Raw genomic sequence first — 14,568 nt, 5'->3', positions numbered from 1 at the left:
ATATGAATCTTTCTAATGAGTTGTTTTGTCGCTTTTCATTATAGATCATATGGGACTTTTTTTCTACAACAAAATAGGCTCCATAATATCCATAGGGGATTTACCCACTACAAATATTATAGAGCCCAAAAATCACGGAGGCCGACAGTTGTTTTATCGGTCTCTTTTTAGATTTATTGAAGACCAGTATCAGGTTCAAGTTTCAAAAAAGAAGCAAATATGATATACTAAAGAACGAGTATTCTATTAGAATTGGAACAAATAATATGAAACAAACGATTATTCTTTTATACGGTGGACGTAGTGCAGAGCGTGAAGTCTCTGTTCTTTCAGCTGAGAGTGTGATGCGTGCGGTCAACTACGACCGTTTCACAGTCAAGACTTTCTTCATCAACCAGTCAGGTGATTTTATTAAAACGCAAGAATTTAGTCAGACTCCAGGTCAAGAGGACCGTCTCATGACCAATGAAACCATTGATTGGGGTAAGAAAGTTGCACCAAGTGCCATCTATGAAGAAGGGGCAGTGGTCTTTCCAGTCCTTCATGGTCCGATGGGAGAAGATGGCTCTGTCCAAGGATTCTTGGAAGTTTTGAAAATGCCTTATGTCGGCTGTAATATCTTGTCATCTAGCCTTGCCATGGACAAAATCACTACCAAGCGAGTTTTAGAATCTGTTGGGATTGCCCAAGTTCCTTACGTGGCCATCGTCGAAGGTGATGATGTGACCTCTAAAATCGCTGAAGTGGAAGAAAAATTGACTTATCCAGTCTTCACAAAACCATCAAACATGGGGTCAAGTGTCGGGATTTCAAAATCTGAAAACCAAGAAGAACTTCGTCAAGCTTTGAAACTTGCCTTCCAATATGATAGCCGTGTCTTGGTAGAGCAAGGGGTAAATGCCCGTGAAATCGAGGTTGGTCTACTGGGCAACTACGATGTCAAGAGTACACTTCCTGGAGAAGTAGTCAAGGATGTTGCCTTCTACGACTATGACGCCAAGTATATTGATAACAAGATTACCATGGATATTCCAGCTAAAATCAGCGATGATGTGGTAGCTGTCATGCGTCAAAATGCAGAAACTGCCTTCCGTGCCATTGGTGGCCTCGGTCTATCTCGTTGCGATTTCTTCTATACGGATAAAGGAGAGATTTTCCTAAATGAGCTCAATACCATGCCAGGTTTCACCCAGTGGTCTATGTACCCACTTCTTTGGGACAATATGGGAATCAGCTACCCAGAACTAATCGAGCATTTGGTGGACCTTGCCAAGGAAAGTTTTGACAAGCGCGAAGCGCATTTGCTATAAAAATGAGAGAGGGTAGAAGCTAGAACCATCACTGCCAGGTGATCAGAGTTCTCGGACTTCGACCCTTTTTAAAGGAGTAGAAATGAAATTAACAATCCATAAAGTGGCCCAAGTTGTCGGAGCCAAAAATGATGTCAGCATTTTTGAGGACACCCAGTTAGAAAAAGCTGAGTTTGACAGTCGTTTGATTGCTACAGGGGACTTGTTTGTGCCCCTCAAGGGAGCGCGTGACGGCCACGACTTTATCGAAACAGCTTTTGAAAATGGTGCTGCTGTAACCCTGTCTGAGAAAGAGGTTGAAAATCATCCCTACATTTTAGTAGCTGATGTTTTGACTGCCTTTCAAACCCTAGCTGCCTACTATCTTGAGAAAACGGCTGTTGATGTCTTTGCAGTTACAGGTTCAAATGGCAAGACGACGACTAAGGATATGTTGGCGCATTTACTATCAACAACCTACAAAACCTACAAAACACAAGGAAACTACAATAACGAGATTGGCCTTCCTTACACAGTTCTGCACATGCCTGAGGGGACAGAAAAGTTGGTTTTGGAGATGGGGCAGGATCACTTGGGAGATATTCATCTCTTGTCAGAATTGGCCCATCCAAAAACAGCCATTGTGACCTTGGTTGGAGAGGCTCATTTAGCCTTTTTCAAAGACCGTTCCGAGATCGCTAAAGGGAAAATGCAAATTGCAGATGGTATGGCTTCAGGTTCTTTGCTTTTGGCGCCAGCAGACCCGATTGTAGAGGACTACTTGCCTACTGATAAAAAAGTGGTTCGTTTTGGCCCAGGAGCAGAATTGGAAATTACAGAACTGGTTGAGCGTAAGGACAGTCTGACATTTAAGACTAATTTCTTGGAACAAGCCCTTGATTTGCCAGTGACTGGTAAGTACAATGCCACTAATGCTATGATTGCATCCTATGTTGCCCTGCAAGAAGGAGTGACTGAGGAGCAGATTCGTCAGGCCTTCCAAAATCTTGAATTGACGCGTAACCGTACCGAGTGGAAGAAAGCAGCCAATGGTGCAGATATTCTATCAGATGTGTATAATGCCAATCCAACTGCTATGAAGTTGATTTTAGAGACTTTTTCGGCTATTCCAGCCAACGAAGGAGGCAAGAAAATCGCTGTCTTGGCGGACATGAAGGAGCTCGGTGACCAGTCTGTTCAACTCCATAACCAGATGATTTTGAGTCTCTCACCAGATGTGCTGGATACCGTTATTTTCTATGGAGCAGATATCGCAGAATTGGCCCAACTTGCTAGTCAAATGTTCCCAATCGGACACGTTTATTACTTCAAGAAAACAGAAGACCAAGACCAATTTGAAGACCTAGTTAAGCAGGTCAAGGAAAGCCTTGGGGCTCATGACCAAATCCTGCTCAAAGGCTCTAACTCTATGAACCTAGCCAAGTTGGTAGAAAGTTTAGAACATGAAGACAAGTGATTTTGTCAAGTATTTGCAAAGAATGATTGCCATTACAGATACTGGATTAACCTTTACAAAGGATCCGTTTGACCGTGAGCGCTACGAAGACTTGCGAGGCCTTTTATCTGAAATGTTGAATCAAGCATCAGACCTTGATGCCGAAGAAGTGGCAGAAGTCTTGAAGCCAACTTCTACTTATGCGACTCCGTTAATGGACGTCCGTGCTTGGATTGTTGAGGACGAAATGATTTGTCTGGTTAGGGGACAAGGAGAGAATGATTGGGCTTTGCCTGGTGGCTTTGGCGAGGTTGGCTATTCTCCAACTGAAAATATTCTCAAGGAAATTGAAGAAGAAACCGGTTTTAAAGCCAAAGTTGAAAGACTACTAGCTGTTTTTGATACAAATCGTTTCCAACTACAGAGCAAGCAATATGCAAAGTTTATTTTTGAATGTAAGCTTCTTGATGGACAATTCCAAGAAAATCAAGAAATTGCTGACCTTCAATTTTTTGCCATTGACCAACTGCCAGCCTTATCTGAAAAACGCATTACCAAGGAGCAAATAGAGATTCTTTGGCAGGTTTATCAAGGTCAGAGGGAGCAATATCTTGATTAAGAAGATGATTATCGTATTTCTAAATCCATTTTTCTTAAGTAGCGTGGTATAATAATATGCAGGAAAATTTTGAATCATGAGGAAGACTAGATGAATTTATGGGATATTTTCTTTACGACCCAAGCAACAGAGCCACCCAAATTTGACCTTTTTTGGTATGTTAGCCTATTTACGCTCTTGGCCTTGACCTTTTATACGGCCTATCGTTATCGTGAAAAGAAGGCTTACCAACGATTTTTCCAGATTTTACAGGCGGTTCAGTTAATTCTCCTTTATGGTTGGTATTGGGTCAATCATATGCCACTGTCAGAAAGTCTACCTTTTTACCATTGCCGTATGGCTATGTTTGTGGTGCTCTTGCTTCCTGGTCAGTCTAAATTTAGGCAGTATTTTGCATTACTAGGAACATTTGGGACATTAGCAGCCTTTGTTTATCCAGTGCCAGATGCTTATCCTTTCCCACATATTGCGATTTTATCCTTTATCTTTGGGCATTTAGCACTCTTGGGGAACTCTCTAGTTTATCTATTGAGACAGTATAATGCGCGGTTGCTGGATGTGAAGGGAATTTTTCTCATGACCTTTGCCCTAAATGCCTTGATTTTTGTGGTCAATTTGGTGACAGGTGGCGATTACGGATTCTTGACAAAACCGCCATTGGTTGGAGATCACGGCTTAGTAGCTAATTATTTAATCGTTTCTCTGGCCTTGTCAGCGGCGATTACATTGACAAAGAAAATTTTGGAACTATTTTTAGAACAAGAAGCAGAAAAAATGATTGCAAAGAAAGCTTAGAAATGAGCTTTCTTTTTTGTACAATAGACAGATTGTTGACAAAGTTTACAGTGAATGAATTTCTGAACAGAAAAACTAAAAAATTGACTGGTAAATTTAGGAAAAAACTAAGCACGATTGGATTTTTTGTGTTATAATATTCTGTGAATAGCTATGCCCTATTTTAGCTATATTGAATAGAAGTTTGAAACTTGGAAGAGAGAGGATGCGATGTAATGGCTAGAGATGGTTTTTTTACAGGCTTAGATATCGGAACTAATTCGATTAAGGTATTGGTTGCCGAGCTTAGAAATGGTGAACTAAATGTAATTGGTGTAAGTAATGCCAAGAGTAAAGGTGTAAAGGATGGGATCATCGTTGATATTGAAGCAGCAGCAACTGCTATCAAGTCAGCTATTTCCCAAGCAGAAGAGAAAGCTGGCATTTCAATCAAATCAGTGAATGTTGGTTTGCCTGGAAATCTTTTGCAAGTAGAACCAACTCAAGGAATGATTCCAGTTACATCTGATACAAAAGAAATTACAGATCAAGATGTCGAAAATGTTGTTAAATCAGCCTTGACAAAGAGTATGACACCAGATCGTGAAGTCATTACTTTTATTCCAGAAGAATTTATAGTAGATGGTTTCCAAGGTATTCGTGACCCACGTGGGATGATGGGGGTTCGTCTTGAAATGCGTGGCTTACTTTACACAGGTCCACGTACGATTCTTCACAATTTACGCAAGACAGTTGAGCGCTCAGGTGTTCAAGTTGAAAATATTATTATTTCGCCATTGGCTTTAGTTCGTTCAGTCTTGAACGAAGGTGAGCGTGAATTTGGAGCTACTGTGATTGATATGGGAGCAGGGCAAACAACTGTTGCTACAATCCGTAACCAAGAACTCCAGTTTACAAATATTCTTCAAGAGGGTGGAGATTATGTCACAAAAGATATCTCTAAAGTCTTGAAGACTTCACAAAAACTAGCTGAAGGATTGAAATTGAACTATGGTGAAGCCTACCCTTCACTTGCAAGCAAAGAAACCTTCCAAGTTGAAGTGATTGGTGAAGTAGAGCCTGTAGAAGTTACAGAAAGCTACCTAGCGGAGATTATTTCAGCTCGCATTAAACACATTTTTGAACAGATTAAACAAGAGTTGGAAAGAAGACATTTGTTGGATCTTCCAGGTGGGATTGTTCTGATTGGTGGAAATGCTATTTTACCAGGTATTGTAGAACTTGCGCAGGAAGTATTTGGCGTTGGTGTCAAACTTTACGTTCCAAATCAAGTTGGAATCCGTAACCCTGCCTTTGCTCATGTGATTAGCTTGTCTGAATTTGCTGGTCAATTGACTGAAGTGCATTTATTAGCACAAAAAGCAGTCAAGGGTGATGATACTTTGCGTCACCAACCAATTAATTTTGGAGGGATGATTCAACGCGTTACGCAGGTAGCGCAACCTACCCCTATTCAACCAGTTCAAAATACTGAGGTAGAGCAATCGGCTTCTACAAACGTAGTTGCTCCAAAAGAAGATAAAGTATCTTCTCAAAATAAACCAAAAATCGCAGATCGCTTCCGTGGTTTAATTGGAAGTATGTTTGATGAATAAAAGAGGAAAAATAAACTATGACATTTTCATTTGATACAGCAGCTGCTCAAGGTGCAGTGATTAAAGTAATCGGTGTTGGTGGAGGTGGTGGTAACGCCATTAACCGCATGGTTGACGAAGGTGTTGCAGGCGTAGAATTTATCGCAGCAAACACAGATGTACAAGCTTTGAGTAGTACAAAAGCTGAGACTGTAATTCAGTTAGGTCCTAAATTGACTCGTGGTTTGGGTGCTGGCGGTCGACCTGAAGTTGGTCAAAAGGCAGCTGAAGAAAGCGAAGAAGCCTTGACTCAAGCTATTACTGGAGCAGATATGGTCTTCATTACTGCAGGTATGGGAGGTGGCTCTGGTACTGGTGCAGCTCCTGTTATTGCCCGCATTGCTAAAGATTTAGGTGCTCTTACAGTTGGTGTTGTGACACGTCCTTTCGGTTTTGAAGGAAGCAAACGTGGTCAGTACGCTGTAGAAGGAATCAATCAGCTTCGCGAACATGTAGATACTCTATTGATTATTTCAAACAACAACTTGCTTGAAATTGTTGATAAGAAAACTCCACTTCTTGAAGCTCTTAGCGAAGCCGATAACGTACTTCGCCAAGGTGTTCAAGGGATTACGGACTTGATCACAAATCCTGGTTTAATTAACCTTGACTTTGCCGATGTGAAAACAGTTATGGCAAATAAAGGAAACGCCCTAATGGGTATTGGTATTGGTAGTGGTGAAGAACGTGTGGTAGAAGCAGCTCGTAAGGCAATCTACTCACCACTTCTTGAAACAACTATTGACGGTGCTGAAGATGTCATCGTCAACGTTACCGGTGGTCTTGACTTGACTTTGATTGAAGCAGAAGAAGCTTCTGAAATCGTCAACCAAGCAGCTGGTCAAGGAGTGAACATCTGGCTCGGAACATCAATCGATGAAAACATGAAAGATGAAATCCGTGTTACAGTCGTTGCAACTGGTGTTCGTCAAGACCGTGTTGAAAAAGTTGTTGGTCATGCACCAAGACAAGCTGTTCGTCATGAACAAGTAAATCCAAGTCATGCTCACAATCATAATCGTCACTTTGATATGGCTGAAACTGCAGAAATTCCAAGTCCAGCACCTCGTCGTAAAGAAACTTCTCAAACTTCAGCATTTGGTGATTGGGATTTGCGTCGTGAGACAATTGTTCGACCAACTGATTCAGTTGTATCACCAGTTGAACGTTTCGAAGCGCCATCTTTACACGATGAGGATGAATTAGATACTCCTCCATTTTTCAAAAATCGTTAAGTAAATGAATTTGAAAGAAAATACAGAACGTGTTTTTCAACAAATAAAAGATGCAAGTCAGCAGGCAGGAAGAGAAGCCAATTCTGTTTCGGTTCTTGCTGTTACAAAATATGTAGACGTACCGACAACGGAGGCTTTGCTTTCGCTAGGTGTGCATCATATTGGTGAAAATCGTGTGGATAAATTTCTTGAGAAATATGAAGCTTTAAAAGATAGGAATATTACCTGGCATTTGATTGGCACCTTGCAAAGACGTAAGGTCAAAGATGTCATTCAGTTTGTTGATTATTTCCATGCTTTGGATTCATTAAAGCTAGCAGAGGAAATTCAAAAAAGAAGTGACCGAGTTGTTAAGTGTTTCTTACAAGTAAATATCTCAAGGGAAGAGAGTAAACATGGTTTTTCTAAGGAAGAACTATTGGAGCTCTTGCCAGAATTGGCCACCTTAGATAAAATCGAATATGTCGGCTTGATGACTATGGCTCCTTTTGAAGCTAGTAGTGATGAGTTGAAAGAGATTTTTAAAGCTACGCAGGATTTGCAACTAGAAATTAGAGAAAAACAAATTCCCAATATGCCAATGACGGACTTGAGTATGGGTATGAGTCGTGACTACAAGGAAGCGATTGAATTTGGCTCAACCTTTGTCAGAATTGGTACAGCATTTTTTAAATAGGAAAGAAATATGTCTTTAAAAGATAGATTTGATAAATTTATAGATTATTTTACAGAAGATGGAGAAGATGTTGGTACTACTTATCAGTCTAAAGTTGAAAAGCCGATTGTGACTCCAGTCCCTTCTGTTCAAGAATTGCCTCAACAAGCTGGTAGCACGCCATCTAAGGATAAAAACATCACTCGTCTTCATGCCCGTCAACAAGAGTTGGCTATGCAAAGTCAACGTTCTACTGATAAGGTGACAATTGATGTTCGTTATCCACGCAAATATGAAGATGCCACAGATATTGTTGATTTATTAGCTGGTAACGAAAGTATTTTGATTGATTTCCAATATATGACAGAAGTTCAAGCTCGTCGTTGTTTGGACTATCTGGATGGGGCACGTCACGTTTTAGCTGGTAACATGAAAAAGGTAGCATCTACTATGTATCTACTGACACCAGTTGATGTTGTCGTCAATATTGAAGACATCAAAATCCCAGATGAATCACAAAATGGTGAATTTGGCTTTGATATGAAACGTACGAGAGTGAGATAATGCTCTTTCTCATTCGTTTTATTCAAAATGCAGTGGATATCTATTCACTGATTTTAATTGTGTTTGCTCTGATGTCTTGGTTTCCCAATGCTTATGAATCACGTTTTGGACGCTTGATTATTAGTTTAGTGAAACCAATAATGGCTCCCTTGCAACGTTTACCCCTCCAGATTGCAGGTCTGGACTTGTCTGTCTGGATTGCGGTATTACTAGTTCACTTCCTAGGGGAGCAGATCATTCGACTTTTAGTGATCTTTCTATGAACAAGATGATTTATCAACACTTTTCTAAGAATGATTCTTCTTTTATTGATAAGGGAGTAGAATGGATAAAAAAGGTAGAAGATTCTTATTCTCCTTTTTTAACACCCTTTGTAAATCCCCATCAAGAAAAGATTTTAAAGGTTCTAGCATCAACCAACGGCATCTCCTGCATGAGCAGTCGGCAGTTTCTTGAAACTGAATATGTACGGGTTCTCCTGTATCCTGATTATTTTGAGCCAGAATTCACTGATTTTGAACTATCCTTGCAAGAAATTGTCTATCCTAGTAAGTTTGAGCGATTAACACATGCGAAAATATTAGGAACTGTTTTAAATCAGCTGGGAATTGATAGGAAGCTATTTGGTGATATCTTAGTCAATGAAGAGAGAGCACAGATTATCATTAATCGACAGTTTATGCTCCTTTTTCAAGATGGTATTACGAAAATTGCTCGTTTACCGGTTCGTCTAGAAGAACGGAATTTTACTGAGAGAATTGCTACTGTAGAAGATTATCAAGAATTAGATATTTGTATTGCTAGTTCTAGATTAGATGTTTTTCTGGCAGGTGTCTTTAAGCTGTCTAGAAATCAGGCAAGTCAGTTAATTGAAAAACAGGCAGTCCAAGTTAATTACCATTTAGCTGAAAAATCAGATTATCCAGTTCAAGTTGGTGATTTGATTAGTGTAAGGAAATTTGGTCGATTGAAACTCGTTAGAGATAATGGGCAAACAAAAAAAGATAAAAAGAAATTAACGGTCCAATTGTTATTAAGTAAGTGAGGAAAAATATGCCAATTACATCGTTAGAAATCAAAGATAAAACCTTTAGCACACGCTTCAGAGGGTTTGATCAAGAAGAAGTAGATGAGTTTTTAGATATTGTAGTCCGTGATTATGAAGATTTGGTTCGCTCTAATCATGATAAGGATTTACATATTAAGAGTTTGGAAGAGCGTTTGTCTTACTTTGATGAGATGAAAGATTCATTGAGTCAATCTGTATTGATTGCACAAGATACAGCTGAGCGAGTAAAACAAGCTGCAACGGAGCGTTCAAACAATATTATCCAGCAAGCAGAGCAAGATGCCCAACGTTTGTTGGAAGAAGCTAAGTACAAGGCGAATGAAATTCTTCGTCAAGCAACTGACAATGCTAAGAAGGTTGCTGTCGAAACAGAAGAATTAAAGAACAAGAGCCGTGTCTTCCATCAACGTCTTAAATCTACAATTGAGAGCCAGTTAGCAATTGTTGAATCTTCAGATTGGGAAGATATTCTTCGCCCAACAGCGACTTATCTTCAGACAAGTGATGAGGCCTTCAAAGAAGTGGTCAGCGAAGTCTTAGGTGACTCTGTCTTTCAACAACATCAAGAGGAAGAACCAATTGATATTACTCGCCAGTTTTCTCCCGAGGAAATGGCAGAGTTGCAAGCACGTATCGAAGCGGCTAATAAGGAACTTGCAGAAGCCGAAGCAAGAGCTGAGCAGGAACAAGTGGTTTCACCAGCTCCGGTTTTTGAAGAAAGTCCAGCTCATCCAGTTGGTCCAATGTATGAAGAGCCAGAAGTAGCTCCAAGCCATTACTCAGGACCAACACCAGCTACTGAAGCTGTAAACTCCGAACCAGGTTTTGCAGCACCGCAAGAATCTGTTTCAATTTTATAAGAAATATTCTGAGAACAATATCTTATCCTTATATTTCCAGCGAGCAGGAGATGGTGTGAGTCCTGCATTCCCTAACGATAAGATTATCCTCTCAAATTATCAAGTCTGAAATGAGTAAGATTTGACGTTCCCCACGTTACGGGAAAAGAGGGAAAAGGACTAGGTCTTTTTCCGAACAAAGGTGGTACCACGATTTTCGTCCTTTTTGCGAGTCGTGGTTTTTATATTGTCAATTTACATTAAGGAGTAATAATGAAACTAAAAGAAACACTAAACCTTGGGAAAACAGAATTTCCAATGCGTGCCGGACTTCCAACCAAAGAGCCAGTATGGCAGAAAGAGTGGGAAGATGCAAAACTTTACCAACGTCGTCAAGAATTAAATGAAGGTAAACCTCATTTCACTCTTCATGATGGCCCTCCGTATGCTAACGGAAATATTCACGTTGGACATGCCATGAACAAGATTTCTAAAGATATCATTGTTCGTTCGAAATCAATGTCAGGATTCTACGCACCATACATTCCAGGTTGGGATACTCATGGTCTTCCGATCGAGCAAGTCTTGGCAAAACAAGGTGTTAAGCGAAAAGAAATGGACTTGGTTGAGTACTTGAAACTTTGCCGTGAGTACGCTCTTTCTCAAGTAGATAAACAACGTGAAGACTTTAAACGTTTGGGTGTTTCTGGTGACTGGGAAAATCCATATGTGACTTTGACACCTGACTATGAAGCAGCCCAAATCCGTGTTTTCGGGGAAATGGCTAACAAAGGTTATATCTACCGTGGTGCCAAACCAGTTTACTGGTCATGGTCATCTGAGTCAGCTCTTGCTGAAGCGGAAATTGAATACCATGACTTGGTTTCAACATCCCTTTACTATGCCAACAAGGTCAAAGACGGAAAAGGTGTCCTAGATACTGATACTTACATCGTTGTCTGGACAACAACACCATTCACTATCACAGCTTCTCGTGGTTTGACTGTTGGTGCGGATATTGACTATGTAGTCGTACAACCTGCAGGTGAATCTCGCAAGTTTGTCGTCGCTTCAGAATTATTGAACAGCTTGTCTGAGAAGTTTGGTTGGTCTGATGTTCAAGTTTTAGCAACTTATCGTGGACAAGAATTGAACCATATCGTAACAGAACACCCATGGGATACGGCTGTTGATGAACTGGTAATCCTTGGTGACCACGTTACGACTGACTCTGGTACTGGTATTGTCCATACAGCCCCTGGTTTTGGTGAGGACGACTACAATGTTGGTATTGCTAATGGTCTTGAAGTCGCAGTCACTGTTGATGAACGCGGTCTCATGATGGCCAATGCTGGTGCTGAGTTTGAAGGTCAATTCTATGATAAGGTTGTACCAACTGTTATTGAAAAACTTGGCAGCCTCCTTCTTGCGCAAGAAGAAATCTCTCACTCATACCCATTTGACTGGCGTACTAAGAAACCAATCATCTGGCGTGCAGTGCCACAATGGTTTGCCTCTGTATCAAAATTCCGTCAAGAAATCTTGGACGAAATTGAAAAAGTGAAATTCCACTCAGAATGGGGTAAAGTCCGTCTTTACAATATGATCCGTGACCGCGGCGATTGGGTTATTTCTCGTCAACGTGCTTGGGGTGTACCACTTCCAATCTTCTATGCTGAAGACGGAACGCCAATCATGACAGCTGAAACGATTGAGCATGTAGCTAAACTCTTTGAAGACCATGGTTCTCTCATCTGGTGGGAGCGTGATGCCAAAGACCTCTTGCCAGAAGGATTTACGCATCCAGGTTCACCAAATGGCGAGTTCAGGAAAGAAACAGATATCATGGACGTTTGGTTTGACTCAGGTTCATCATGGAATGGAGTCGTGGTTAACCGTCCAGAACTCAAATACCCAGCTGATCTTTACCTAGAAGGTTCTGACCAGTACCGTGGTTGGTTCAACTCATCACTTATCACTTCTGTGGCTAACCATGGTGTTGCACCATACAAACAAATCTTGTCACAAGGTTTTGCTTTGGATGGTAAAGGTGAGAAGATGTCCAAATCTATTGGAAATACCATTGCTCCAAGCGATGTTGAAAAACAATTTGGTGCGGAAATCTTGCGTCTCTGGGTAACCAGTGTGGACTCAAGCAACGACGTGCGTATCTCTATGGATATCTTGAGCCAAGTCTCTGAAACTTACCGTAAGATTCGTAACACTCTTCGTTTCTTAATTGCTAACACATCTGACTTTAATCCAGCTGAGGATGCGGTGGCTTATGAAGAATTGCGTTCAGTTGACAAGTACATGACTATTCGCTTTAACCAACTTGTTAAGACCATTCGTGATGCTTATGCTAACTTTGAATTCTTGACAATCTATAAGGCGCTTGTTAACTTTATCAACGTTGATCTGTCTGCCTTCTACCTTGATTTTGCCAAAGATGTTGTCTACATTGAAGGTGCTAAATCATTGGAACGCCGTCAAATGCAGACTGTTTTCTATGATATTCTTGTGAAAATCACCAAACTCTTGACTCCAATCCTTCCTCACACTGCGGAAGAAATCTGGTCATATCTTGAGTTTGAAGCAGAAGATTTCGTTCAATTGTCAGAATTGCCAGAAGCAGAAATTTTTGCTAACCAAGAAGAAATCTTGGATACATGGGATGCCTTTATGGACTTCCGTGGACAAGCTCAAAAAGCCTTGGAAGAAGCTCGTAATGCCAAAGTAATCGGTAAATCACTTGAAGCTCACTTGACTGTTTATCCAAACGAAGTAGTGAAAACACTCCTTGGAGCGCTTGATAGCAACGTTGCACAACTCTTGATTGTTTCAGAGTTGACCATTGCAGAAGGAGCAGCTCCAGAAGCTGCCGTTAGCTTCGAAGATGTAGCCTTTACAGTTGAACGTGCTACAGGTGAAGTATGTGACCGTTGCCGTCGTATCGATCCAAGTACAGCAGAGCGTAGCTACCACGCAACTATCTGTGACCACTGTGCAAGCATCGTAGAAGAAAACTTTGCAGACGCAGTCGCAGAAGGATTTGAAGAGAAATAGGGTTGAAAAGTCTAGGGAGTATTCATAAATTGAGTATTTTAACTAGTTATGGTATAATATTTAGCATAAAACATTAAAGGAGATTTATTATGAAGTCAAAAGCTTTAGCACTTTATAGTGGTATTGTTGGTTTAGTAGGTGGAATCTACTTGCTTATTGCTCCGTTTCTTTTATTAGCAGCAGTTATGAGTACAGCTGCCACAGCAACAGCTACCCAGAGTCCTGAATTAACTGCATCTACAACAGTTGCAGGAGTTGCAGGAGTTTTACTTCCAACAGTATTAAAAATAGCTATTCTTGTTTTGGGAATCATCGCGATTGTTTACTATAAAGGAGAAGAGCGAGTTGGATCAGCTCCTTCTGTTCTTCTGATTGTAGGCGGTGCGGTAGGTTTGATTCCAGCATTAGGATGGGTAGGAGGAATCCTAGCAATTATTGGTGGCTCATTATTTTTAGGAAGTCTCAAAAAATTCAAAGTTGAAGGATAAAAAACAAGGAAAAGGATTGCCAAACAGTCCTTTCCTTTTTGGTTTAGACTAGCTTTTTTGTGAAAAATTGTGTAAAATAGAATAGATAAACGAGGGGAAACCTCGGAAAATTTAAAGGAGAATCCATCTAATGGTAAAATTGGTTTTTGCTCGCCACGGTGAGTCTGAATGGAACAAAGCTAACCTTTTCACTGGTTGGGCTGATGTTGATTTGTCTGAAAAAGGTACACAACAAGCGATTGACGCTGGTAAATTGATCAAAGAAGCTGGTATTGAATTTGACCAAGCTTACACTTCAGTATTGAAACGTGCGATTAAAACAACTAACTTGGCTCTTGAAGCTTCTGACCAATTGTGGGTTCCAGTTGAAAAATCATGGCGCTTGAACGAACGTCACTACGGTGGTTTGACTGGTAAAAACAAAGCAGAAGCTGCTGAACAATTTGGTGATGAACAAGTTCACATCTGGCGTCGTTCATACGATGTATTGCCTCCAAACATGGATCGTGATGATGAGCACTCAGCTCATACAGACCGTCGTTATGCTTCACTTGATGACTCAGTTATTCCAGATGCTGAAAACTTGAAAGTAACTTTGGAACGTGCGCTTCCATTCTGGGAAGATAAAATCGCTCCAGCACTTAAAGATGGTAAAAACGTATTCGTAGGAGCTCACGGTAACTCAATCCGTGCCCTTGTAAAACACATCAAAGGTTTGTCAGATGACGAAATCATGGACGTGGAAATCCCTAACTTCCCACCATTGGTATTCGAATTCGACGAAAAATTGAACGTAGTTTCTGAATACTACCTTGGAAAATAAAAAATCGTAAGCCTAGGATTGATTTCTAGGCTTTTT

General features: G+C 40.6%; 14 protein-coding genes. All 14 read left to right on the top strand.

Going from position 1 to position 14,568, the window contains the following annotated elements; translation table 11 throughout:
- Positions 1–266 precede the first annotated feature (266 nt).
- The 14 genes from QM959_RS06495 to QM959_RS06430 all read left to right on the top strand — a co-directional run bounded on the left by QM959_RS06495 (position 267) and on the right by QM959_RS06430 (position 14,532).
- Positions 267–1,310, top strand: a complete 1,044-nt coding sequence (locus QM959_RS06495; RefSeq protein ID WP_414372191.1) for a D-alanine--D-alanine ligase — start codon at positions 267–269, stop codon at positions 1,308–1,310.
- 82 nt (positions 1,311–1,392) lie between these two features.
- Positions 1,393–2,766 carry a UDP-N-acetylmuramoyl-tripeptide--D-alanyl-D-alanine ligase gene (locus tag QM959_RS06490; protein ID WP_414372188.1) on the top strand — a complete coding sequence of 458 codons (1,374 nt, stop codon included), beginning with the start codon at positions 1,393–1,395 and terminating at the stop codon, positions 2,764–2,766.
- Positions 2,753–3,364, top strand: a complete 612-nt coding sequence (locus QM959_RS06485; protein WP_414372186.1) for an NUDIX hydrolase N-terminal domain-containing protein — start codon at positions 2,753–2,755, stop codon at positions 3,362–3,364. The genes QM959_RS06490 and QM959_RS06485 overlap by 14 nt, the downstream gene beginning before the upstream one ends.
- Before the next feature lie 90 nt (positions 3,365–3,454).
- Positions 3,455–4,159: a TIGR02206 family membrane protein gene (locus tag QM959_RS06480; protein WP_247934933.1), complete on the top strand. Its 705-nt coding sequence runs from the start codon at positions 3,455–3,457 to the stop codon at positions 4,157–4,159.
- A 215-nt stretch (positions 4,160–4,374) separates the two neighbouring features.
- The gene (gene ftsA, locus QM959_RS06475; protein ID WP_414372184.1) at positions 4,375–5,754 is read left to right on the top strand and encodes a cell division protein FtsA; all 1,380 of its coding nucleotides are present in this window, start codon (positions 4,375–4,377) and stop codon (positions 5,752–5,754) included.
- 17 nt (positions 5,755–5,771) lie between these two features.
- Positions 5,772–7,028, top strand: a complete 1,257-nt coding sequence (gene ftsZ / locus QM959_RS06470; RefSeq protein WP_414372183.1) for a cell division protein FtsZ — start codon at positions 5,772–5,774, stop codon at positions 7,026–7,028.
- A 4-nt stretch (positions 7,029–7,032) separates the two neighbouring features.
- Positions 7,033–7,704: a YggS family pyridoxal phosphate-dependent enzyme gene (locus tag QM959_RS06465; RefSeq protein WP_414372181.1), complete on the top strand. Its 672-nt coding sequence runs from the start codon at positions 7,033–7,035 to the stop codon at positions 7,702–7,704.
- A 9-nt stretch (positions 7,705–7,713) separates the two neighbouring features.
- Positions 7,714–8,247 (top strand): cell division protein SepF, encoded by a 534-nt coding sequence (locus QM959_RS06460; RefSeq protein ID WP_247934622.1) that lies wholly within the window; start codon positions 7,714–7,716, stop codon positions 8,245–8,247.
- Complete coding sequence (locus tag QM959_RS06455) at positions 8,247–8,510, top strand: YggT family protein (protein ID WP_414372179.1); 264 nt, start codon at positions 8,247–8,249, stop codon at positions 8,508–8,510. Before QM959_RS06460 ends, QM959_RS06455 begins: the two co-directional genes overlap by 1 nt.
- Positions 8,507–9,292 carry an RNA-binding protein gene (locus QM959_RS06450; RefSeq protein WP_414372177.1) on the top strand — a complete coding sequence of 262 codons (786 nt, stop codon included), beginning with the start codon at positions 8,507–8,509 and terminating at the stop codon, positions 9,290–9,292. Before QM959_RS06455 ends, QM959_RS06450 begins: the two co-directional genes overlap by 4 nt.
- 8 nt (positions 9,293–9,300) lie before the next feature.
- The gene (locus QM959_RS06445; protein ID WP_414372175.1) at positions 9,301–10,176 is read left to right on the top strand and encodes a DivIVA domain-containing protein; all 876 of its coding nucleotides are present in this window, start codon (positions 9,301–9,303) and stop codon (positions 10,174–10,176) included.
- A gap of 252 nt (positions 10,177–10,428) precedes the next feature.
- A complete protein-coding gene (gene ileS / locus QM959_RS06440) occupies positions 10,429–13,221 on the top strand; it encodes an isoleucine--tRNA ligase (protein WP_414372172.1) in 2,793 nt (930 codons plus the stop codon).
- A gap of 89 nt (positions 13,222–13,310) precedes the next feature.
- Positions 13,311–13,709 carry a hypothetical protein gene (locus QM959_RS06435; protein WP_414372170.1) on the top strand — a complete coding sequence of 133 codons (399 nt, stop codon included), beginning with the start codon at positions 13,311–13,313 and terminating at the stop codon, positions 13,707–13,709.
- A 130-nt stretch (positions 13,710–13,839) separates the two neighbouring features.
- Positions 13,840–14,532, top strand: a complete 693-nt coding sequence (locus QM959_RS06430) for a phosphoglycerate mutase (RefSeq protein ID WP_000240129.1) — start codon at positions 13,840–13,842, stop codon at positions 14,530–14,532.
- The last annotated feature ends 36 nt before the right edge of the window (positions 14,533–14,568 follow it).

Origin of the sequence: Streptococcus mitis, assembly GCF_047459985.1 — a bacterium.
Classification (GTDB): Bacteria; Bacillota; Bacilli; order Lactobacillales; family Streptococcaceae; genus Streptococcus; species Streptococcus mitis_DZ.
The sequence above is the reverse complement of the archived record's forward strand: the minus strand, read 5'-3'. Positions and strand labels throughout refer to the sequence as shown.